General features: G+C 73.6%; 17 protein-coding genes. 9 read left to right on the top strand and 8 right to left on the bottom strand.

The features are described 5' to 3' along the window. The first annotated feature begins 56 nt into the window (after positions 1–56). Genes KA711_09815 through KA711_09805 form a run of 3 tightly spaced genes read left to right on the top strand, consistent with a single transcriptional unit; the run spans position 57 to position 5,697 of the window. Positions 57–872, top strand: coding sequence for a hypothetical protein (locus KA711_09815; GenBank protein MCM0609275.1), 816 nt, complete (start codon positions 57–59; stop codon positions 870–872). Next, on the top strand, positions 869–3,061 hold the full coding sequence (locus tag KA711_09810; protein MCM0609274.1) for a GH92 family glycosyl hydrolase: 2,193 nt from the start codon (positions 869–871) through the stop codon (positions 3,059–3,061). The genes KA711_09815 and KA711_09810 overlap by 4 nt, the downstream gene beginning before the upstream one ends. Then, positions 3,058–5,697, top strand: coding sequence for a hypothetical protein (locus tag KA711_09805; protein ID MCM0609273.1), 2,640 nt, complete (start codon positions 3,058–3,060; stop codon positions 5,695–5,697). Before KA711_09810 ends, KA711_09805 begins: the two co-directional genes overlap by 4 nt. Positions 5,698–5,804: 107 nt before the next feature. On the opposite strand, the gene KA711_09800 is transcribed toward KA711_09805, so the two are convergent. Next, complete coding sequence (locus tag KA711_09800; GenBank protein MCM0609272.1) at positions 5,805–8,189, bottom strand: copper-translocating P-type ATPase; 2,385 nt, start codon at positions 8,187–8,189, stop codon at positions 5,805–5,807. 101 nt (positions 8,190–8,290) lie between these two features. Between KA711_09800 and KA711_09795 the strand changes: the two genes are divergently transcribed. From KA711_09795 to KA711_09785, 3 genes are read left to right on the top strand one after another with little or no spacing between them, the layout of a single operon-like run. Beyond that, a complete protein-coding gene (locus tag KA711_09795) occupies positions 8,291–8,485 on the top strand; it encodes a heavy-metal-associated domain-containing protein (GenBank protein ID MCM0609271.1) in 195 nt (64 codons plus the stop codon). A gap of 36 nt (positions 8,486–8,521) precedes the next feature. Beyond that, a complete protein-coding gene (locus KA711_09790) occupies positions 8,522–9,013 on the top strand; it encodes a DUF3717 domain-containing protein (GenBank protein MCM0609270.1) in 492 nt (163 codons plus the stop codon). 5 nt (positions 9,014–9,018) lie between these two features. Further along, a complete protein-coding gene (locus KA711_09785) occupies positions 9,019–10,398 on the top strand; it encodes an MATE family efflux transporter (protein MCM0609269.1) in 1,380 nt (459 codons plus the stop codon). On the opposite strand, the gene KA711_09780 is transcribed toward KA711_09785, so the two are convergent. The 4 genes from KA711_09780 to KA711_09765 form a co-directional block, all read right to left on the bottom strand. After that, positions 10,364–11,707, bottom strand: a complete 1,344-nt coding sequence (locus KA711_09780; GenBank protein ID MCM0609268.1) for a HAMP domain-containing histidine kinase — start codon at positions 11,705–11,707, stop codon at positions 10,364–10,366. The two genes, KA711_09785 and KA711_09780, sit on opposite strands and share 35 nt — an antisense overlap. 95 nt (positions 11,708–11,802) lie before the next feature. Next, on the bottom strand, positions 11,803–12,510 hold the full coding sequence (locus tag KA711_09775; GenBank protein MCM0609267.1) for a response regulator transcription factor: 708 nt from the start codon (positions 12,508–12,510) through the stop codon (positions 11,803–11,805). 113 nt (positions 12,511–12,623) lie between these two features. Further along, positions 12,624–13,202 carry a Spy/CpxP family protein refolding chaperone gene (locus KA711_09770; protein MCM0609266.1) on the bottom strand — a complete coding sequence of 193 codons (579 nt, stop codon included), beginning with the start codon at positions 13,200–13,202 and terminating at the stop codon, positions 12,624–12,626. Positions 13,203–13,304: 102 nt separating this feature from the next. Next, positions 13,305–14,186 carry a hypothetical protein gene (locus tag KA711_09765; GenBank protein MCM0609265.1) on the bottom strand — a complete coding sequence of 294 codons (882 nt, stop codon included), beginning with the start codon at positions 14,184–14,186 and terminating at the stop codon, positions 13,305–13,307. Positions 14,187–14,304: 118 nt separating this feature from the next. Here KA711_09765 and KA711_09760 point away from each other — a divergent pair, with 118 nt between their 5' ends. Next, positions 14,305–14,964 carry an SOS response-associated peptidase family protein gene (locus KA711_09760; GenBank protein MCM0609264.1) on the top strand — a complete coding sequence of 220 codons (660 nt, stop codon included), beginning with the start codon at positions 14,305–14,307 and terminating at the stop codon, positions 14,962–14,964. A 289-nt stretch (positions 14,965–15,253) separates the two neighbouring features. On the opposite strand, the gene KA711_09755 is transcribed toward KA711_09760, so the two are convergent. Then, positions 15,254–17,665, bottom strand: a complete 2,412-nt coding sequence (locus KA711_09755) for a DNA internalization-related competence protein ComEC/Rec2 (protein ID MCM0609263.1) — start codon at positions 17,663–17,665, stop codon at positions 15,254–15,256. A 156-nt stretch (positions 17,666–17,821) separates the two neighbouring features. Here KA711_09755 and KA711_09750 point away from each other — a divergent pair, with 156 nt between their 5' ends. Together KA711_09750 and KA711_09745 are read left to right on the top strand one after the other, a co-directional pair. Continuing rightward, complete coding sequence (locus tag KA711_09750) at positions 17,822–18,283, top strand: RidA family protein (GenBank protein MCM0609262.1); 462 nt, start codon at positions 17,822–17,824, stop codon at positions 18,281–18,283. Positions 18,284–18,348: 65 nt separating this feature from the next. Continuing rightward, positions 18,349–18,792 (top strand): disulfide bond formation protein B, encoded by a 444-nt coding sequence (locus tag KA711_09745; GenBank protein ID MCM0609261.1) that lies wholly within the window; start codon positions 18,349–18,351, stop codon positions 18,790–18,792. A 54-nt stretch (positions 18,793–18,846) separates the two neighbouring features. Here the strand turns inward: KA711_09745 and parC are convergent, their stop codons facing one another. Further along, positions 18,847–21,165, bottom strand: coding sequence for a DNA topoisomerase IV subunit A (parC, locus tag KA711_09740; protein MCM0609260.1), 2,319 nt, complete (start codon positions 21,163–21,165; stop codon positions 18,847–18,849). Positions 21,166–21,213: 48 nt separating this feature from the next. Then, the gene (locus KA711_09735; protein ID MCM0609259.1) at positions 21,214–22,119 is read right to left on the bottom strand and encodes a LysR family transcriptional regulator; all 906 of its coding nucleotides are present in this window, start codon (positions 22,117–22,119) and stop codon (positions 21,214–21,216) included. Positions 22,120–22,176 lie beyond the last annotated feature (57 nt).

Genomic DNA, 22,176 nt, shown 5'->3' with positions numbered 1-22,176 from the left:
CCGACATCGGCGACGGGCGCGGCCATCAACCTGGCGCCGGTGCAGCGACCTGACCCATGATGTTCCGCACCCTCGAAGTCTCGGACCCGGCCCTGGCGCCACCCGGCCTGCGCTTCGTCACCGTCAAGAGTGCGGCGCTGGGCCAGCGGGCCGATGTGCTGCTGTTCGTGCCGCCGCAGGCCGCTGCGCTGCAGGGCGTGCCGCTGGTGCTGCTGCTGCACGGCGTGCACGGCTCGCACTGGGCCTGGGCCTTCCAGGGTGGCGCGCACCTCACGGCGCAGCGGCTCATCGACGCGGGCGAGATCCCGCCGATGGTGCTGGCCATGCCCAGCGACGGGCTGTGGGGCGATGGCTCGGGCTACGTGTGCCATGCCGAGCAAGACTTCGAACGCTGGATCGTCGACGAGGTGCCGGCCGTAGCACGCGCCGCCAGCAGCGCGTGCACCGTGGCTTCGCCGCTGTGTATCGCGGGCCTGAGCATGGGTGGCTTCGGCGCGCTGAGGCTGGCCGGCCGGCACCCGCAGCGCTTCGTGGCAGCGGCCGGGCACTCGTCGGTGACCGAAGCAGGGCAACTCGACGCACTGATGGTGGAATCTCGCAGCGGCTGGGCCGCGGCGCCCGCAGACCGCAGCGTCATCGCCTCGCTCCGCTGTGCCGACGCGCCGCTGCCCGCCTTGCGCTTCGACTGCGGGCGCGACGACCCCTTCATCGCCGCCAACCGCCAGCTGCACGCCGAACTGCAGGCCGCCGGCATCGCGCACGACTACGCCGAGCACGACGGCGGCCACGGCTGGGCCTACTGGGCGCAGCACCTCGAAGACACGCTGCGCTTCTTCGGCCGCACCCTCACGAACCGGAACCCGACACCATGAAGCCGTTGGCGCTGAATCTGCTGGCCCTGGCGCTGGCCTTGGTCGCCACCGCCAGCGCTGCCGCCGGCCGCGGGGAGCTCACGCGCCACGTCAACCCCTTCATCGGCACCGACGGCACCGGCCACGTCACGCCGGCCGCGATGGTGCCCTTCGGCATGGTGGCCCCCGGCCCCGACAACACCGACCGCGGCTGGAGCTACAGCAGCGGCTACCAATACCGCGCGCCGCGCATCCTGGGATTCTCCAACACGCACATCAGCGGCGCCGGCATTCCCGAGCTGGGCGACGTGCTGCTGATGCCCGCCGCCGGCACGCGCTGGTCGGCGCAAAGCACCGACTTCTCGGCCGCCCCCGACAAGAAGACGGAAAGCGCGAAGCCCGGCGTCTACCGCGTCACGCTGCCGGGCCACGGTGTGCGCGTGGAACTCACCGCCACGCAGCGCGTGGCCGTGCACCGCTACACCTTCACGCAGGGCGGCCGCGTGCAAGTGCTGGTGGACCTGCAGCACGGGCTGCTGTTCGGTGACGGCCCGCGCGTCACACAGGCCACGTCCAGCGTGGATGAAGCGCGTGGTGAGCTCACCGGCACCACGCACGCGAAGAACTGGGTCGAGCGCGAGGCCTCGTTCATCGTGCGCTTCGACCGGCCCATCGCGCGCGTGACCACGCTGCCGCCGCGCGCTGGCGACAAGGCCGCGCGTTATGTGCTCGACTTCGACCTCGCGGCGGGCCGCGTGCTGCACGCCCGCGTGGCGCTGTCCACGGTGGACGTGGCCGGCGCGCGCCGCAACCTGGCGGTGGACGAGGCCCAGCCCTTCGACGCCGTGCGCGCCGCCACCCATGCGCAGTGGCAGGCGCTGCTGTCGCGCATCGAGATCGATGCCGACCCGCACTTCAAGACCATCTTCTACTCGGCGCTGTACCGCACGCTGCTGCACCCCAGCGACATCGCCGACGCCGACGGCCGCGTGCGCGGCCCCACGGGCCAGGTGATGGCCGCGCCGGGCGGCGTGTACTACAGCACCCTCAGCCTGTGGGACACCTTCCGCGGCGTGCACCCGCTCCTCACGCTGCTGGTGCCCGAGCGCGTGCCCGGCTTCGTCAACACGATGCTGGCCCACCAGCGCGCGATGGGCTACCTGCCGTTGTGGACAGCCTGGGGCCGCGAAACGCACACGATGATCGGCAACCCGGCGCTGCCCGTCATCGCCGACGCGGTGGCCAAGGGCTTGCACCGCCAGGGCACAAGTTTCGACCTGCAGGCCGCGCTGCGGGCGATGGTTGAGACCTCCACGCGGCCGCGGCCGAACGCGCCCGCCTGGGCGCAGCGCGACTGGGGCGCCTACGAGCAGTTCGGCTACATCCCTCTGGACAAGATCAGCAACGAATCGGTGAGCAAGACGCTCGAACTCGGCATCGGCGACGACGCCGTGGCCCGCGTGGCGCGCGCCGCAGGCCAGCCCGAGGTGGCCGAGCGCTTTGCGCGCCGCGCCCAGGGCTGGCGCCAGCTGTGGGACGCACAGACGCAGATGATGCGCGGCAAGGACAGCGCCGGCCGCTGGCGCGAGCCCTTCGACCCGCTGGTGCCCACGAGCCCGATGAACAACCCCGGCGACTACACCGAGGCCAACGCCTGGCAGTACACGCTGACCCCGGCGCTGCACGACCCCGACGGCCTCGTGGCGCAGATGGGCGGCGCGGCGGCCTTCGAGGCCTGGCTGGACCGCTTCTTCAGCGTGCAGGCTCCCGGCGTCAACAAGCACCTGGGCCAGGAGGCCCTGATCGGCCAGTACGCCCACGGCAACGAGCCCAGCCATCACATCGCCTACCTCTATGCCTGGACGGCCGCGCCCGAGAAGGGCGCCGCGCTGATCCGCCGCATCGTACGCAGCTTCTACGGCAGCGGGCCCGACGGCATCATCGGCAACGACGACTGCGGGCAGATGAGCGCGTGGCTGGTGCTGTCCACGCTGGGCTTCTACCCGGTGGTGCCAGCCTCGGGCAGCTACGTGGCGGGTGCGGTGCTGGTGCGTCGCGCCACGCTGGCGCGGGCCGATGGCACGCGGCTCACCATCGTGCCCGGCCGGCGCCCCGGCGTGTGGCTGGACGGGCAGCGCATGGATCCGAAAGCCCTGCCGCACGCCGCGCTGCTGCAGGCGCGCCAACTGGAAGTGGGAGCCGCACGATGAACAAGCATTGGCAAGCCCTTCTCGCCGGGGCCCTGCTGGCGGCCGCGGTGCTGCCCGCGGCAGCGCAGCCGCGTGGCCTGAAACTGCACGTGCCTTCGCCCGACTGGCGCGACCAGGTCATCTACTTCGTGCTCACCGACCGCTTCGACGACGGCAACCCGCGCAACAACGAGCAGGGCCTGGGCGAGCACGACGCGCGCGACGGCAACAAGTACAGCGGCGGTGACATCGACGGCATCCGCCGCCGGCTCGACTACATCCAGGCCCTGGGCGCCACGGGCGTGTGGCTGACGCCACCCGTGCTGAACCAGTGGCACGACCGCACGCACGGCTACTGGGGCTACCACGGCTACTGGGCCAGCCACTTCAAGCGCATGGATCCGCACATGGGCACGCTGGCCGACTACCAGCGCCTGTCGGATGCGCTGCACCGCCGGGGTATGGTCCTGGTGCAGGACGTGGTGGTCAACCACACCGGCAACTTCTTCAGTTATGGGCCCGGCTGGCGTGCCGATGACCCCACGGCCGACTTCCGGCCCAACACCGGCTCGCGTCCGATGCTGCGGCCGCTGCAGGCCCCCTTCCACCTGAACGACCCACGGCGTGCCGAGGACCGCCGCGCCGGCATCTACCACTGGACGCCCGACATCCGCGACGTGACGGTGCGCGACGAGGAGATGAACTTCCAGACCTCGGGCCTGGACGACCTGAACACCGAGAACCCGCGCGTGCGGCGCGCCCTGCGCGACAGCTTCGGCTTCTGGGTGCGCGAGGTGGGCGTGGACGCCTTCCGCATCGACACCGCCTACCACGTGCCGCCCGGGTTCTTCGAGGACTTTCTCTACGCCACCGACCCGAAGGCCCCGGGCGTGGCGCACGTGGCGCGGCGCACCGGGCGCCAGGACTTCTTCGCTTTCGGCGAAGGCTTCGGCATCGACGGCCCCGGCGAGACCCGCTACCAGCGCAAGCTGGAGAGCTACATCCGCGGCGAGGACGGCCGCCAGCGCCTGGGCGGCATGCTCAACTTCCCGCTCTACGCGGGCCTCGTGGACGTGTTCGCGCGCGGGCGCGCGCCGGCCGAGCTGCAGCGCCGCGTGCAGGACATGGTGGCCGCCGATGTGCGCGGCATCGACCCTCGGCGCCTGCCCAGCTTCATCGACAACCACGACGTCGACCGCTGGCTGGCCGTGAGTGGCGAGCCCGCCATGAAGCAGGCCCTTTTGGCCCTGATGACGCTGCCCGGCATCCCGGTGCTGTACTACGGCACCGAGCAGGGACTGGTGGCGCAGCGCGCCTCGATGTTCGCGGCCGGCTGGGGCTCGGGCGGGCGCGACCGCTTCGACACGCAGGCCCCGCTGTTCCGCTACACGCAGGCGGCGGTGGCGCTGCGCAAGGCCAACCGCGGCTTCTCGCGCGCGCTGCCGCAGCCGCTGCAGGCCGGCAGCGCCGGGCCGGGCGTGCTGGCCTGGCGCAACGTGCACGAGGGGCAGTCACGCATCGTGCTGTTCAACACGGCGGATGCGCCGCGTTTCGCCGACAACCTGGAGGTCGGCGCGCCCCAGGCGCGGCTGCGGCGGCTGTTCGACATCCACGCCGACACGCCCGCAGCGCTGCCGTCGGAACTGCAGGCCGATGCCCAGGGCCGCTTGCACCTGAGCCTGCCGCCGCGCAGCGGCACGGTGTGGGCCGTGGAAGCCGCCCCGGCACCAGCAGGGCCCACCATCGCCCAGCGCCCGACGCTCGACGCCCTGCCCGCCGAGGCGGCGCAGGGTGACTTCAGCGTCACCGGCCGCGCCGAGCCCGGCGCGCTGCTGGACGTGGTCGTCGACGGCGATGCCGCCCGCGCCCAGCGCGTGGTGGCCGCAGCCGACGGCCGCTTCAGCGCCCGCATCGACACCCGCCGCATGACCGACCCGGCCCAGCTGCACCGCCTGGTGCTGCGCGCAGCCGGCAGCGGCACGCCGCTGGATGCCAGCGTGAGCGAGGCCACCACCTTCCGCGTGGCGCTGCCCTGGCGCGTGCGGGCCGACGTGCCGCAGCCCCCGATGACGGGCGGCGGCGGCCCGCAAGGCCGCTACGTCTACCCCACGCACGAGAGCTACACCCGCCAGATGGACCTGCGGCGCACGCGTGTGCTGTCGGCCGGTGGCGCGCTGCGCCTCGAGCTGGAGATGGCCGACCTCACGCGCGTCTGGGGCCCGGCCAACGGCTTCGACCACGTGGCTTTTTCTGTCTTCGTCGAACTGCCCGGCCGCAGCGATGGCGAGCGCGCGATGCCGGGCCAGGATGCCGAGCTGCCTGAGGGCATGCGCTGGCACCTGCGGCTGCGCGCGCACGGCTGGAGCAACGCGCTCTTCGGGCCCGAAGGTGCCGACGCCCGTGCCGACGGCCGCAGCATCACCCCCGCCGCCAAGATCAGCACAGACGCCGCCACGCGCACCGTGCGCTTCACCATCCCCAGCGAAGCGCTGGGCGACCCGGCCAGCCTGAGCGGCGCCCGCGTGTTCGTGAGCACCTGGGACTGGGACGGCACCTGGCGACCGCTGGCGCTCGAGGCCGGCAGCTTCATCGTCGGCGGTGGCGACCCGAAGGCGCCCAAGCTGTGGAGCGCCAGCCCCGTGATCACATTGCCCTGAAGCAGCCCGATGCGCTGTGCCCAGCAGCGCCTGTCACCGGCTTGCCTGTCCTGCTGAGCTTGCCCACCGGGGCGTCGGCATGGCCTTGCCGTCGGGCATCGCCACGTTCAGGCGCGCCTGGCGCCGCGCCAGCGCGACAGCCACAGGGCGTTGCTCACCACCAGCACGCTGCTCATCGCCATCGCCCCGCCGGCAATCACCGGGCTCAGGTGGCCCAGCGCCGCCGCCGGGATGCCCACGGCGTTGAAGGCGAAGGCCCAGAACAGGTTCTGGCGGATCTTGGCGTGCGTGCGGCGGCTCACGTCGATGGCGTCGGCCACGGCGCGCGGATCGCCGCGCAGCAAGGTGATGCCGGCGGCGTGCAGTGCCACGTCGCTACCGCCGCCCTCGGCCGGCGCCATCGCGATGCCGACGTCGGCCGCGGCCAGCGCCGGTGCGTCGTTCACGCCGTCGCCCACCATGGCCACGGCGGCGCCCTGGGGCAGCCCCGTCCGCAGCGCAGCCAGCTGGCGCGCCTTGTCGGCCGGCAGCACCTCGGCATGCACCTCGGCGATGCCGAGCTCGGCCGCGAGATGGTTCGCCGCCCCGGCGTTGTCGCCGCTGATGAGCACCGACCGCACGCCCTGGCGGGCCAGCGTGGCCACGGCCTCGGCAGCGCCGGGCTTGGCACGGTCGCCGAAGGCCAGCCAGCCGGCCAGCCGCAGCGTGCCGCCGTCCTCCAACGCCAGCAGCGAGGCGCTGCGCCCCTGCGCCTGCTGCGCCTGCAGCGCGGGCACCAGCGCGTCGATCGGCACGCCCAGCTCGCGCATCCAGCGCTCGCTGCCCAGGCAGGCCCGGCGGCCCCCGATGAGCCCTTCCACGCCGCGGCCGGGCACCACCTTCACGCCCTCCGCGGCGGCCACCGGCCCCGGCGCGGCCTCGATCACCGCGCGCGCCAGCGGGTGCGTGCTGGCCGCCTGCAAGGCCGCCGCAGCGGCCAGCACGGCGGCCTCGTCACCCTGCACCACGCCGCGCGCCACCACGCGCGGCCGGCCTTCGGTGAGCGTGCCGGTCTTGTCCCAGGCCACCACGCGCACGGCGTGCGCGCGCTCCAGCGCCTCGGCGTCCTTCACGAGCACACCGCGCCGCGCCGCCACGCCGGTGCCGGCCATGATGGCTGCCGGGGTGGCCAGCCCCAGCGCGCAGGGGCAGGCGATGACGAGCACACTCACCGCGTTGAGCACGCCGGCCGTCCAGTCGCCGCCCAGCAGGCCCCAGCCCAGCAGCGTCAGCAGCGCCACGGCCACCACCACCGGCACGAACACGGCGCTGACGCGGTCCACCAGGCGCTGGATGGGCGCCTTGCGGCCCTGGGCGTTCTCGACCAGCCGCACGATGCGCGACAGCAGGCTCTCGGCGCCCAGCGCGGTGGCGCGCAGCAGCAGCAGGCCCTCGCCGTTGAGGCTGCCGCCGGCGACGCGGTCGCCCAGGCCACGCGGCACGGGCAGGCTCTCGCCGGTGAGCAGGCTCTCGTCGACGGCGCTCACGCCCTCGATCACGACGCCGTCGGCCGGCACGCGTTCACCGGCGCGCACCACGACCAGGTCGCCGCGCACGAGCTCGGCCACCGGCACGTCGCGCTCCGCGCCGTCGCGCCGCACGCGCGCCACCTCAGGCCGCAGTGCGCGCAGGGCCTGCAGCGCCGCGGTGGTGCGGCGGCGCGCGCGGGCCTCCAGCCACTTGCCCAGCAGCACCAGCGTGATGACCACGGCCGAACTCTCGAAGTACAGCGCGTGCTCGTCGCCCACCACCCGCCACTGCCACAGGCTCAGGCCGTAGGCGGCGCTGGTGCCCAGGCTCACGAGCAGGTCCATGTTGCCGGTGCCGGCGCGCAGCGCCGCCCAGCCGGCGCGGTAGAAGCGCGCGCCGAGCACGAACTGCACCGGCGTGGCCAGCAGCCACTGCAGCCAGGCCGGCAGCATGGCGGCGTGCATGGCGCCTTCGCCGGCCAGCGGCCACAGCAGCATGGGCGCCAGCAGCGGCGCGCTCAGCAGCGCCGCGGCGAGCACGCGCCAGCCCTCGCCCAGGCGCCGCCCCGCCGCAGGCCGCAGGGCCGCGGCGGTGTCGCGCTCGGCGCCATAGCCCGCCGCGCGCACGGCCTGCAGCAGGGCGGCGTCGGTGTCGGGCGCGGCGGCGGCACCGGCCACGCGCACCTGCGCCGTCTCGGTGGCCAGGTTGACGCTGGCCTCGACCACGCCCGGCACGCCGCGCAGCGCCTGCTCGACGCGGCCCACGCAGCTGGCGCAGGTCATGTCGTGCACGGCCAGCAGCAGCGTGTGCGTGGGCAGCGCGTAGCCGGCCTGCTCGACGGCGCGCTCCAGCGCCAGCGCGTCGAAGCCGAGGACGGGCCGCACCTGCAGCGTCTCGGTGGCCAGGTTGACGGTGGCCTCGGCCACCCCGGGCACGCCGAGCGCGGCCCGCTCGACGCGCGTGCTGCACGAGGCGCAGCTCATGCCCGCAACGGGGAAGTGCAGCGCCAAGGCTTGCGCCGCATCAGCCTCGGGGGTCGGGGTCGGTGGCACAGTGGCCTCATTGTCCCAGTCGACCTTGGATCATGACTTACACGTTCTCGGTTCCCAGCCTGTCTTGCGGCCACTGCGTGCGCGCCGTCACCGAGGCCGTGAAGGCCGCCGACCCCGCCAGCCAGGTGAAAGCCGATCCCGCCACCCGCCAGGTGGAGGTGAGCTCCACGCTCCCGCGCGAGGCCGTGGCGGCGGCGCTGGCCGAGGCCGGCTACGCCCCGGCCTGAGCCCAGCGGAGCGCGCTGGCTACACTTCGCGCCCCCATGCCTGACGCCGCGCCCGCCGATGGCCCCGAGAGGGCCATCCACATCACCGACATCGAGGCCGCCATCAACTGGTGGCGCGAGCGCTCGCCCTCGCCCGACGGCGTGAGCCTCAGCCCCGAGGTGCGCGCCCTGGCCGAGGTCTACGGCCTGCTCGTCTGGCACCGCGAGGTGCTGGCCGACGAGCGCACCATGCCGCGCAAGGCGCAGGAGGCGTGGCTGGCCTGGTACACCACCACGCCCGACGCGCCCTGCATCGCCATCTGCTCCACCAGCCAGGGCGACGACACCTGCAAGGGCTGCGGGCGGCGCTTCGCCGAGGTGCAGCACTGGCCGGCCTACACGCCGGGCCAGAAACGTGCCGTGTGGCGCCGCATCACGCAGGAGGGCACGGCCTGGCGCTTCAACCGCTACGCCGAGCGCGCCCGCCAGGCCAGCGGCGAGGATCACCCCGACCCGCGACGCTTCCGGGCCCCGGAAGCCGCACCTTGAGCGGCATCGAGGGCTGGCGCGACAGCGCGCGCCGCATCGTGCCCCTGGCCTGGCCGGTGTTCGTGGGCCAGATCTCGGTGCTCGCCTTCGGCACCATCGACACCCTCTTCGTCGCCCGCTACACGGCCGGCGACCTGGCCGCGCTGGCCGTCGGTGCGGCGGCCTACATCACGGTGTTCATCGGCTTCATGGGCGTGCTGATGGCGCTGTCGCCCATCGTCGGCCAGTTGCACGGTGCCGGCCGCCACGCCGAGGCCGGCCGGCAACTGCACCAGGCGCTGTGGCTGGGCGCCGCGCTGGCGCTGCTGGGCAGCGCGCTGCTGGCCCTCCCCGCGCCCTTCCTGGCGCTGGCGCGCGCCACGCCCGAGGTGGCCGAGCGCGTGCGCGGCTACCTGCTGGCACTGGCCTTCTCGCTGCCGGCCTCGCTGCTGTTCACCCTGTTCCGCGCCTTCAACACGGCGGTGTCGCGGCCCAAGGTGGTGATGGCCATCCAGCTCGGCGGCCTGGCGGCCAAGGTGCCGCTGTCGGCGGCGCTGGTGTTCGGCGTGCCGGCGCTGGGCGTGCCGGCGCTCGGCGTGGTGGGCTGCGGCATCGCCACCGCCATCGCCATGTGGCTGCAGGTGCTGCTGGCCTGGCGCGTGCTGCGGCACGACGCCTTCTACGACCGCTACGCGATCTGGGGCCGCAGCCTGGACCGCCCGGCGCGCGCGCCGCTGGCGGCGCAGCTGCGGCTGGGCGTGCCGCTGGGCCTGTCGATCCTGGTGGAGGTGACGGGCTTCGCCTTCATGGCGCTGTTCATCGCACGGCTGGGCACCACCGCCGTGGCCGGGCACCAGCTGGCCGTCAACCTGGTGAGCCTGATGTTCATGCTGCCGCTGGCCATCGGCAACGCCAGCAGCACGCTGGTGGCGCAGGCCGTGGGCGCCGGCCGGCACGACGAGGCGGCGCGACTGGGCTGGCACGCGCTGACGATGGGCACGCTGCTGGCCCTGGCTTTGGGGCTGCTGGTGTTCGTGCTGCGTCGCCCGGTGCTGGGTCTTTACACGGGCGACGCCGCCGTGCTGGCGGCTGCGTTGCCGCTGGTGGCCTGGCTGGCGGTGTTCCACGCCGCCGACGCGGCACAGACCATCGCCGCCTTCGTGCTGCGGGCCTACAAGATCACCGTCGTCTCGGTGGTCATCTATGTCGCGGCGCTGTGGGGCGTGGGGCTGGGCGGCGGCTACTGGCTGGCCTTCGACGTCGGCGGTCACACCCCGCCGGCACTGCGCGGCGCGCCCGGCTACTGGTTCGCGTCGACCGCGGGGCTGGTGGTGGCGGCCGTGGCGCTCAGCGCCGTGCTGGCCTGGGTGCTCAGACGGCCGCGGGCGGCACCGCCGGCAGGCTGATCACGAAGCGGCTGCCGCCGCCCTCGCGCGGCTCGCAGCGGGCGCCGCCGCCGTGGCGCTCGGCAATCTGCCGCACCAGCGCCAGGCCGAGGCCGACGCCGCCCTCGCGTTCGGCGTGGCCGGGCATGCGGAAGAAGGGCTCGAAGATGCGCTCGCGCAGCGCCTCGGGCACGCCGGGGCCGCGATCGGCCACCGTCAGCTCGGCGCCGCCGTCGGCACGGCGTGCCACACGCAACTCCACGCCGGCCCCGGCGTAGCGGCGTGCGTTCTCGAGCAGGTTGCGCAAGGCACGGCGCAGCAGCCGCTCGTCGCCACGCAGCAGCAGATCGTCGCCTTCGGCGCTGGCACCGACGCGGGCCGCTTCCTCGACGGCCAGCGCCAGCAGAGCCACCGGCTGCGCGGTGTCGACCGTGGTCTGCGCGTCGAGCCGGCTGGCCAACAGCACCTCCTCGACCAGCGTGTCGAGCTCGGCGATGTTGGCGTCGATCTCGCGCTTCAGGCGCGCCCGTTCGGCGGGCGGCGCCTCGTCGAGCAGGGCCATCGCCATCTTCAGCCGCGCCAGGGGACTGCGCAATTCGTGGCTGGCGTTGGCCAGCAGGTTCTGGTGCGATCGCAACAGGGCCTCGATGCGCGCCGCGGCCCGGTTGAAGCTGCCGGCCACGGCCGCAACCTCGTCACGCCCGCCCTCGTCGACGCGGCGGTTGAGCTGCCCGGCGCCGAAGGCCTCGACGCCGGCCTGCAGCGCCTCAAGCCGCCGCGTCAGACGGCGCACCACGGGCCAGGCGCCCGCGGCCACGGCGGCAAACAGCACGGCCAGCAGGGCCACGAGGCCGAGACCGTCGGGCCACGGCCCGCGCCCGCCGGGCAGCCAGCCCGGCGGCTGCGACAGCGGCGGCCCCATGCCCTTGAGCACGATGCGCGCGCGCGGCTGGGGCACCCAGAGCGTGCGGCCGTCGTCCAGCCGCACGGCACGAAGCCGCTCGCGCGCCTCGGGGCGGTCGAGGCCCCGGCGCAGGAAAGCCTCGGTGACGGCGATGCGGCTGCCGTCGGGCGCGTCCAGCGCCAGCGGCCGGCGCAGCTTCAGCGCCCACTCCTCCAGGGCCCGCGCCTGCTCGGCGACCGGGGCATCGGCTGCGGGCAGCGTGGACTGCAGCAGGTCGGCCCAGGCCGCCACGCGCTCCTGCACGATGCGTTCGTTGCGCTCGCGCTGCTCCTCAAGGTGGCGCTGCACCAGCCAGCCCGAGACCAGCGCGAACAGCGCCAGCGCGGCCACCACCGTGAGCCAGATGCGGAGGTACAGCGAGCGCATCGCGGTGCGTCAGCCCGTTCCCCGGCCAGGGTGAACCGGCTCTGCCGGGCACGCCAATCCCAGCAGAAGGCGGCGAGCGACCCGAGCCATAGGGCTCATGTCTCGGTGTCCTGCTTGCGGGCGAACAGATAGCCGGCGCCCCGGACGGTCAGCACGCGGCGCGGGTTCTTGGGGTCGTCTTCGATGACGGCACGGATGCGCGAGATGTGCACGTCGATGCTGCGGTCGTAGGCGTCCAGCGGGTGGCCCTTGAGCGCGTCCATGATCTGGTCGCGGCTGAGCACGCGGCCCGGCGCGCGGGCCAGCACCGTCAGCAGCTCGAACTGGTGGCTGGTCAGGTCGCAGGGCTGGCCGTCGAGCCGGGCCAGGCGCGCGCCCATGTCGACCTCAAGGCGGCCGAAGCGCAGCACCTCGTCATCGCCCGGTTCGGGCGCGGCGCGGCGCAGCAGCGCCTTCACGCGCGCCAGCAGTTCGCGGGGCTCGAAGGGCTTGCCGAGGTAGTCGTCAGCGCCCAGCTCCAGGCCGACGATGCGGTCGGTGGGTTCTCCGCGGGCCGTGAGCATCAGCAGCGGCAGGCGGCGCGTGCGGCGGTCGGCGCGCAGTTCGCGCGTGAACGCCAGACCGTCGCCATCGGGCAGCATCAGGTCCAGCACCAGCGCGTCGTAGGCGCCCTGCTTCAGGCGCTGGCGGCCGGCCGCCAGCGAGCCGGCGGTGTCAACCTCGAGGCCGTTGGAACGCAGGTACCCGCCCACCATGTCGGACAGGCGCAGGTCGTCGTCGATCAACAGCAGTCGCGGGGTCATCGGTGCGTGCGGCGTTCGCGGGCTCTCACGAGAAAGCCCCGGCGCGCGAACGCCGGGGCAAACGGGCCGGGAAGAGGTCGCCCCGTACGAGGAATCAACGATAACGGCAGCCGTCAGCCCTGCGGGCGCTCCAGCTGGCGCCGCTCGCGCTGGTGGCGCTCCATCAGGTCGCGGCGCTGCGCCATGCGCTCGGCCAGCTTCTGGCGCTGCTGCGGGGTGAGCACGCGGCTCACATCGAGCATCAGCTGCGTCATGCGCTTGCTGGCGCTGTCGTGGCGGGCCAGCATCTGCTGGCGCAGCGCTTCAGCAGCACGGGCGTCGACGGTGGGCTGGGCGAACAGCGCCATCGCCTGCTCGCGCAGGCCGCGGCCGGACTCTCGCTCGGCGCGCAGTTCACGCTGCGCGGCATCCACCAGGGCCCGGATCTGCGTGCGCTGCTCGGGCGTGGCGTCGACCGCGTCGAGCAGGCGGCCGGCCCTGCGCGGGTGGCCGAAGGGCATGGCCATCCCCTCACCCATGCCGCCGTGCAGGTCACCGTGCCTGCCGTGCATGCCGGCATCCTGGGCGGCCCCAGGCCCACCCGGCATGGAAAGCGCCGGCAGCGAGAAGGCCGCTGCGGCCGCGACGGCGGCGAGGCGCGCCACGAAGGCCGGGCGCGGGGTGGGCGTGCGGAAGGCGGGGCTTGTGCTCATCAGGGGCTCCTGCGCCGGGGTGGCGCGTTGTCGATGGGGCCACTGTGCGCAGCCGGCATGTCGGCGCCGTGCGCGGCAGGTAAAGAATCGTTCGCGCGGCTCTCAGCGCGTCACGCCCGCCGGCTCGATGCGCAGCAGCCGCCGCTGCAGCGAAAACGCCGGATCGGCGCTGCGCAGGTCCAGCCGCAGCAGCAGGCCGCTGGCGCGGTCGATGACGATGGCGCCCTCCAGCCGCGTGCTCGCGTCGCCGCGCTGCGCGTCGCCGAACAGCTCCACCACCGCGGCATCGAAGCGCCGGCCACCCACCATCTGCGGCCCGGTGGCCACGACCTGACCACGCAGCCGCGCGCGCAGAAGGGGATCACCGGCAAGCAGCAGGTCACCGGCCGTGATGCCGCCCAGTTCGAGCTCCGGCCGCAGCAGCCGCGGCCACAGCAGGGCCCCGACGGGCGCGGCCACCAGGTTGCCGGCGGGGTCGGTGCGCCAGGTTGCGCCCAGGGCATCCGACAACTCGGTGGCCTCGCGGCGCAATGCCGTCAGGGTCAGCACCGTCTCCACCGGCGGGCGCCGTGCATCGCGCCGGTCCTCGTAGACCAAGCGCTCGCCTTGGGCCACCGGCAGCACGGCGGCACGCGACACCGGCAGCTCGGGCCCGGCGGAGGGGCACTGCTTGCCGCGGGCCGCCACCTGCAGGGCCTCGTAGCGGCCCTTCAATCTTGCCAGCTCGGCGGCCTCTGCACCCACAGGGCGAGCCGCCAGCAGCGCGGGCCAGAACACGCTGACCCCCAGGCCCAGGGCCAGGATGTTGTTGCCGGCGCGCTCGTCCACCGTGTAGGCCATGTCGGTGGCGCGCAGTTGGACGCGGTCCTGCTCGTCGACGAGGCGTTCGCAGCTCCAGGCGATGAAGTCGGCCGGGTTCGCGGGTGCCGGCGCGATGTCGACCGAGCGCGAGGCGCATCCGGCCAGCCCCAGCGCCGCGGTCAGGGCGAGCGCGAGCGCCCGGCTGTCGCGATACCGGAGGGAGGACGCATGCATGGTGGCGCGCATTGTGCCGCCCCGTCATCGTGCCTCGCCCCGGGGTGGCCCTTACAGTGGGCGTCGCATGTGCACGCGCTACATCAGCCCCGAGGCCGGCGACATCGAGCGCCACTGGCAGCTTGGCGCTCGCACGCCCAGCCCCTGGTCGCGTGAGCTGTTTCCGCGCTACCGCGGCCCCTTCATCCGGCCGGCCCGGCACGCCGCCAGCCCGGAGCGCGAACTCGTCGTTGGCCAGTGGGCCCTGGTGCCGTGGTTCGCCACCACGGCCAGGCTGCCTTACCTGACGGTCAACGCCCGCTTCGAGGAGATCGCCCACAAGGCCAGCTACAAGCTGCCGTGGGCGCGCGGGCAGCGCTGCATCATTCCGGCCGAGAGCTTCTTCGAGCCCCACTGGGAGAGTGGACGCCACGTACCCTGGCGCTTTCGCCGCGCCGACGGCCTGCCCTGGGGCCTGGCCGGGCTGTGGAACACCTGGGTCGACAAGTCCAGCGGCGAAATTGTCGAGAGCTACACGATGCTGACCCTGAACGCCGACGCACACCCGCTGATGCGGCGCATGCACAAGCCCGATCCCCAGCGGCCGCCCGACCGGCAGGACAAGCGCAGCGTCGTGCCGATCGAGCCCGAGGATGTGGACACCTGGCTGTACGCGCCGCTGCCCGAGGCCGCGGCGCTGGTGCGGCTGGCACCCGAAGAGCGCTTCGACGCCAGACCCGCCGCCTGAACAAGGCGCGGGCGAGATCTCTGTCGCGTACGCGCCTACCGGCGCGGGCTGTCGGGCCGGCGGCGCGCCAGCGTGGCCTTCTCGAGGATGGCAAAGAGGCGATCGAGGCGATCCGCGAGACTTGCAAAGGACGGCAGCATGGCAGCGTTCCTGACGGCTAAAGGCCGCAAGATGCCAGAGCCCGTCGCGGCGCGCTGGCGCGCCACCGGTGGCCAAGTGCACCGGAGGGTTGTTGGGCCCGTGTCGAGCCTCTCGGGAGCGCGGGTGCGATTCATGCCTTCACAGGCGCTCAGGGCCCCGGGTGGTGCCAGTAGCGGCGCCGTTCGGAGCGCATGCAGGCCATCGACGGCCCCTCGGACGCCAGACGCCAGGCGCCGCAGCGGGCCGAGCTGACCACCGGCACGCCGGCCTCGGCGTAACGCGCCAGCACGGCCGGCGACGGATGGCCGAAGCGGCTGCGATGGGCGGCCTGCACGACGGCCACCTGGGGCGCCACGGCCGCGATGAAGTCCGCCGTCGACGACGTGCGGCTGCCATGGTGCGGCACCCACAGCACGGTGCTGGGCAGACGTGAGGCGGCCTCGCGCACGAGCGTGGCCTCCTGCGCCGCTTCGATGTCGCCGGTGAGCAGCACGCTCACGCCACCGCCCTGCACCCGGAGCACACAGCTCAGTGTGTTGGCGCGCGTGGCCGGTGTGGCTGAGGCGAGCGCGGTGGCGCTCGGGTGCAGCACCTCGAACTCCACGCCGTCCCACTGCCAGCGCTGGCCGGCCTCGCACGGGGTGTGCGGCGCCAGGCCGCGCAAGGGGTGCCCTGCTTCGAGCGACGAGCGCAGCGCCCGCACTGGCAGCGTCCGGGCCAGCGAGGCCGCGCCGCCAGTGTGGTCGGTGTCGCGGTGGCTCAACACGAGCTCGTCGAGATGACGCTCTCCCAAGGCGCGCAGCAGCGGCACCAGCACACGTTCGCCCGCGTCGACGCCGGGCGTGCCCCAGGCCGGGCCGCTGTCGAACAGCAAGGTGTGCCTGGCGGTGCGCAGCAGCACGGCCGTGCCCTGGCCGATGTCGGCGCCCAGCAGCTCCAGATGGCCCGGCGCCGGCCGCGCCACCGGCGGCGCCAGCAAAGGCAGCATGAGCGGCAAGGCCAGCACGCGCAGCCGCCAGGGCCAGGGCAACACCGCCACCACGGCACCCAAGAGCCCGGCGGCCACGGCCCACGGCGGTGCAGCGGCGGCGTGCCAGACGGCCCAGGGCGACGCGGCCAGCAAGGCCAGCACGGCTTCGAGCAGCGACACCACGCCGGCCGCCAGCGCCCAGAGGGGCGGCAGCAGGACCCCCAGCAGCGCCAGCGGGGTGATGAGCAGCGTGACCAAGGGGATGGCCATCAGGTTGGCGGCAAAGCCCACCACCGAGATCTGCTGAAAGAAGATCAGCGACAAGGGCGCCAGGCCGACGGTGGCCACGGCCTGCTGCTGCAGCGCGGCACGCAGCCAGGGCCAGCGCTGCCGCAGCCCGCCTTGTTCGATGGGGCGGACCGGCCCGCTGGCGGCGAGCAGGCCCACGGCCACGAAGCTCAGCCAGAAGCCGGGCTGCATCAGCGCCCAGGGGTCGCGCAGCACCACCACGAAGCCGGCCGCGCCCAGCACCGCCGGCAGCGGCCAGCGGCGGCCGGCCTGGCGCAGCAGCACCACGACGGCGATCATCGCCACCGTGCGCTGCGCCGGTACGCCCCAGCCCGCCAGCAGCGCGTAGGCGACGGCCAGCACCAGCCCGGCCCAGCGGCCGGCCACGGGGGCAGGCAGCCGGCGCGGCGCCCGTGGGTGCTGGCGCCACAGCGCGGACACCACGGCTGCGGCCAGCCACGCGAACATCGTCACGTGCAGGCCTGAAATGCTCATCAGGTGGGCCACACCGGTGTCGCGGAACAAGGCCCAGTCGGCGCGATCGATTGCCGCCTGATCGCCCACCGCCAGCGCCGCCAGCACACCCGCCGCACCGGCATCGGAGACACGCGCCGCGATGGCGTCGCGCACCGCCTGGCGCAGCCGCTGCACGGGGTGCGCCGCAGCGGCATCCAGCAGGACGGGGGGCGCCGCGCCGCGCGTGTCGCGCACACTGCCGGTGGCCCGCAGATCCTGCTCGAACATCCACAACTCGAGATCGAAACCGTGCGGGTTCATCGCGCCGTGGGGCTGCGCCAGGCGCGCCGTGAACTCCCAGCGCTGGCCGGCGCGCACCGGGCGCGGCGGGCCCGCCAGCATGGCGTCGGCCTCGATGCCGCGCCACCAGCCCAGGGAAACCCGGCGCGGCACGCGCACCGGCTGCCCGCGGTGCCACGCCGCCTCGACCACGAACTCGAACCGCACGCCCTGCAGTCGCTCGCGGGGCAACTCGGCCACCGTGCCGCGCAGCAGCAGGTCCTGGCCCTCCAGCGCCGGGGGCAGTGCGTCGGCCAAGCGCAGCCCTGCGCGGTGGTGCGTGGAGACGAAACCCAGCAAGGCACAGCCCAGGACCAGCGCGACAGCCCTGAACGCGCGCCGCCGCCGGGCCAGTCCCAGACCCGCCAGGCCCAGACCCAACGCGCCCAGCGTTGCCACCACCCAGCCGGGCCACAAAGCCGCCAACTGCAACTGCCCGGCACAGCCCGCCACCCAGGCCAGCGCCGCGGCAGCCGCCACCGCCATGCACCGTGCGGCGGATGGCATCGGCGCGGCAGGCACGGCTTGGGCGGCGGGGTGGGCCATGCAGGGCCAGTGTAGGATTTGCCCGCCCCGGCGCTGCCCCTCTTGCGAGGGCCGCACGGGAGCCCTCCAGCGCGCGACAGCCCGGCCCCGCCCGCGTCCAACCAAGGAAGGATTGCCATGACTCCCCAGCAGCGCCTGCAAGCGCTCGGCCTCGTGCTGCCGCCCGTGGCGGTGCCGGCCGCGGCCTACGTGCCCTTCGTGCAGACCGGCTCGCTGGTGTTCGTCTCCGGCCACATCGCCAAGCGCGATGGCAAGCCTTGGGTGGGCCAGCTGGGCCTGACGATGGACACGGCCGAAGGCCAGGCCGCCGCACGCGCCGTGGCGGTGGACCTCTTGGGCACGCTCAGCGCCGCTGTCGGCGGGGACCTCGGCCGAGTCAAGCGCATCGTCAAGGTGCTGAGCCTGGTCAACAGCACGTCGACCTTCACCGATCACCACCTCGTCACCAATGGTTGCAGCGAGCTGCTGCGCGAGATCTTCGGCCTCGAGATCGGCGCCCACGCGCGCAGCGCCTTCGGCGTCGCGCAGCTGCCCATGGGTGCCTGCGTCGAGATCGAGCTGATCGCCGAGCTGGGATGAGCACGTTCTCCCTGGGCCTGGCCTCGCGTGGCGCCGGGCTGCCGCGCACACTGCTGTGGGTGGTGATGGTGGTTCTGCCGCTGGCCGCGGTGGGGGCGGCGCTCGTGTCTCAGCACGTGTTCGACATGCAGCCTTGCGCGTGGTGCGTGCTCCAGCGGGTGGTGTTCCTGGCGATCGCGCTGGTGTCGCTGCCGGCGCTGGCGGTGCCGGGTTCCTGGCTGCGGCGGCCCCTGGCCGCCGCCGCGCTGCTTCTGGCCACCGCCGGCATGGCGGCAGCGCTGTGGCAGCACTTCGTGGCCGCGGCCAGCACGAGCTGCAACCTGACGCTGGCCGACCGCATCGTCGGCGGCCTGGGCCTGGATGGCCTGTGGCCTGCGGTGTTCGCGGCCTACGCCAGCTGCGCCGATGCCGCTGTCAAGCTCGTCGGGCTGCCCTACGAGCTCTACAGCCTGTTGCTGTTCGCGCTGCTGGCGGTGCTGGCCCTGCGGCTCGTCCGGCGTCCGCGCTGAGCCCGGCCTTGCGCGGCCCGGGGCGGCGCCCGGTACCCGCGGCCGGGCAGGCGTTCACGCCGCGGTCACACGCATCGGCCGCTTGAACCCTTCGACCTTGTGGCCCTTGCGGGCGCGCTTGCCCGCATGGCCGGTCAAGGCGGCGCCGCGCAGCAGTTCGTCCTTGGGCTTGTCGCCGCGGCCCAGGCCCTGCACGCGCAGCGCGTCGGCGCAGGTGGCCACGCTCACCAGCGGCGCCTGGTCGTCCACGTCCATCAGCGTCAGACCCTTGCCCCCCTTGGGCTGCAGCTTCAGCTCGTCGAGCGCGAACACCAGGAGGCGGCCGTCGAGCGCCAGGCCCGCCACCCGGGTGTGGCCCACGGCCACCACGGCCGGGGGGAGTGGCTTGTGGGCAGCCTCCAGCGAGAGGAAGGCCTTGCCGCCGCGGTTGCGGCCGACCAGGTCGGCCGCCTTGGCCACCAGTCCGAAGCCGCCGGTGCTGGCCAGCAGCAGCGGGGTCTCTGGGCCACCGGCGAAGTAGTGCGCCACCTGGGTGCCGGCTTCCAGATCGATGAGCGTGGTGATCGGCACACCGTCGCCCCGCCCGCCCGGCAAGACGCTCGCCGGCACTCTGTAGACACGCCCATTGCTGCCGAACACCAGCAGCGCATCGACGCTGCGGCATGGGAAACAGCCGTAAAGCGCATCCCCCGGCTTGAAGGCCAGCGCCGCGGGGTCGAGCTCGTGTCCCTTGAGCGCGCGCACCCAGCCCTTGAGGCTGACGACCACGCTCACCGGCTCGTCGAGCACCTTGATCTCGGCCACGGCCCTCTTCTCGGAGCGCACGAGCGTGCGGCGCTCGTCGCCGTGGAGCTTGGCGTCGGCCTCGATCTCGCGCACCACGGTGCGCTTGAGCGTGGCCGGGCTGGCGAGGATCTCCTCGAGCCTGGCCTGCTGCTCGCGCAGCTCCTTCAACTCCTGCTCGATCTTGATGGCCTCCAGGCGCGCCAGCTGGCGCAAACGAAGCTCCAGGATGTCTTCCGCCTGGCGATCGCTGAGCCTGAAGCGCGCCACCAGCGCCGGCTTGGGCTCGTCGGCATTGCGGATGATGCGGATGACCTCGTCGATGTTCAGCAGCACGAGCTGCCGGCCCTCGAGCACGTGGATGCGGTCCAGCACCTTCTGCAGCCGGTGGCGGGTGCGCCGCTCCACCGTGGCCAGGCGGAACGCGATCCACTCCGCGAGCACCTGGCGCAGGCTCTTCTGCATCGGCCGGCCGTCGCCGCCCACCATGGTCAGGTTCAGCGGCGCGCTGGTCTCCAGGCTGGTGTGGGCCAGCAGCGTGGTGATGAGCTCCGGCTGCTCCACCGTCCGGCTCTTGGGCTCGAACACCAGGCGCACGGGCGCGTCCTTGCTGCTTTCGTCGCGCACGGCGTCCAGCACCGCGAGCACCGCGGCCTTCAGCTGCACCTGCTCCTGCAGCAAGGCCTTCTTGCCGGCCTTGAGCTTGGGGTTGGTGAGCTCCTCGATCTCCTCGAGCACCCGCTGCGCGCTGGTGCCCGGCGGCAGCTCGGTGACGACGAGCTGCCACTGGCCGCGGGCGAGCTCCTCGATGACCCAGCGCGCGCGCACCTTCAGGCTGCCGCGGCCTGAGCTGTAGGCCTCGCGGATGTCGGCCTCGGAACTGATGATCTGGCCGCCGCCGGGGTAGTCGGGCGCCGGCAGCAGCGCGAACAGCTCGGCGTCGCTGAGCCTGTCGTTCTTCAGCAGCGCCACGGCGGCCGCGGCCACCTCGCGCAGGTTGTGGCTCGGCACCTCGGTGGCCAGACCGACGGCGATGCCGCTGGCGCCGTTGAGCAGCACGAAGGGCAGCCGCGCCGGCAGCTGGCGCGGCTCCTGCTCGCTGCCGTCGTAGTTGGGCTGGAAGTCGACCGTCCCCTCGTCGATCTCGTCGAGCAGCAGCCGCGCGATCGGCGAAAGCCGCGCTTCGGTGTAGCGCATGGCCGCGGCGCCGTCGCCGTCGCGGCTGCCGAAGTTGCCCTGGCCGTCGACCAGCGGATAGCGCTGGCTGAATCCCTGCGCCATGCGCACCATGGCATCGTAGGCCGCGGTGTCGCCGTGCGGGTGGTACTTGCCGAGCACGTCACCCACCACACGGGCGCTCTTCACCGGCTTGGCCGCGCCGCTGGCACCGGGCGCCAGGCCCATGCGCAGCATCGAGTACAGGATGCGCCGCTGCACCGGCTTGTTGCCGTCGCACACATCGGGCAACGCGCGGCCCTTCACCACCGAGAGGGCGTACTCCAGGTAAGCGCGCTGGGCGTAGTCGGCCAGCGGCAGGTGGTCGGTGGGCTCGGGGGGTGTCGTGGGCGGCAGGTCGAAGAGATCGGGCATGGGGTCGGCGGCAGGGCCGCGGGCTCGGGGCCCTGGGCCGGGCAGCGGTCAGGGCGACACTGGCGATTGTCCCAAACCCGGCTGCAGCAGCAGCCTCAGCAGCGGGTGCGGGAAGCGCCGGGCCGCGGTGATGGCGTAGAAGCGCTCGTGGATCTGCGCGATCGAGCAGCGCTCGACCAGGGTGCGCGCGGCGAGTTCGTCCTGCACCACCACCGGCGGCACCAAGGCCAGCGCCCCGGTTTCGCGGGCCAGCAGGCGCAACATGGCCATGTCGTCCACCTCGGCCAGCACACGCGGGCGCACGCCGGCATCGGCCAGCAGCGCGTCGAAGGCGCCGCGCACGGCGCTGTCGCCACCGGGCAGCAGCAGCGGCTGCTCGTGCAGGCCCTGCGGAAACAACAACGGCGCCAGGCGACGCCCACGCGGCGGGGCCGACACGATGGCCAAGGGCTGCTGCGCGATGCGCGTGCTGCGCCAGCCTTGGGCGGCGTCGCGGGGCACCGCCTCGTTGGCCAGCACCACGTCGAGCTGGTGCGAGCCCAGGTGCAACAACAGCTCGCGCAGACGGCCGCTCTCCAGGCGGATCTGCACGTCGTCGCGCAGCAGCAGCGGCTTGAGCAACAACAGCTGGAAGTTGCGCGACAGCGTGGCCACAGAGCCGATGCGCAGCACGCTCACTCGGCCTTGCGGCCGGCCCTTCAAGGTGGCGAGCAGCTCCTCGCCCGCGGCGTGGATGGTGTCGGCATGCTCCAGTGCCAGGCGCCCGGCCTCGGTGAGCACGAGACGGCGCCCGCGGCGCTCGAAGAGCGCATGGCCCAGGCGGTCTTCGAGCTGCCGCAGCTGCACCGACAGCGCCGACGGCGACACATGCAGCCGCTCGGCCGCGCGGGCCAGACCCTGCTCGTGCGCAATGGCGCGGAAGTAGCGCAGGTGGTGGTAGTTGAGCTCGGCCATGGCGCGCCGCTGGTTCGCTTTTGGTCAACGAATGATGCCATTCCTTGAACTGGACGC

It is taken from the genome of Ideonella sp. WA131b, from assembly GCA_023657425.1.
Taxonomy (GTDB): Bacteria; Pseudomonadota; Gammaproteobacteria; order Burkholderiales; family Burkholderiaceae_C; genus Rubrivivax.
The sequence above is the reverse complement of the archived record's forward strand: the minus strand, read 5'-3'. Positions and strand labels throughout refer to the sequence as shown.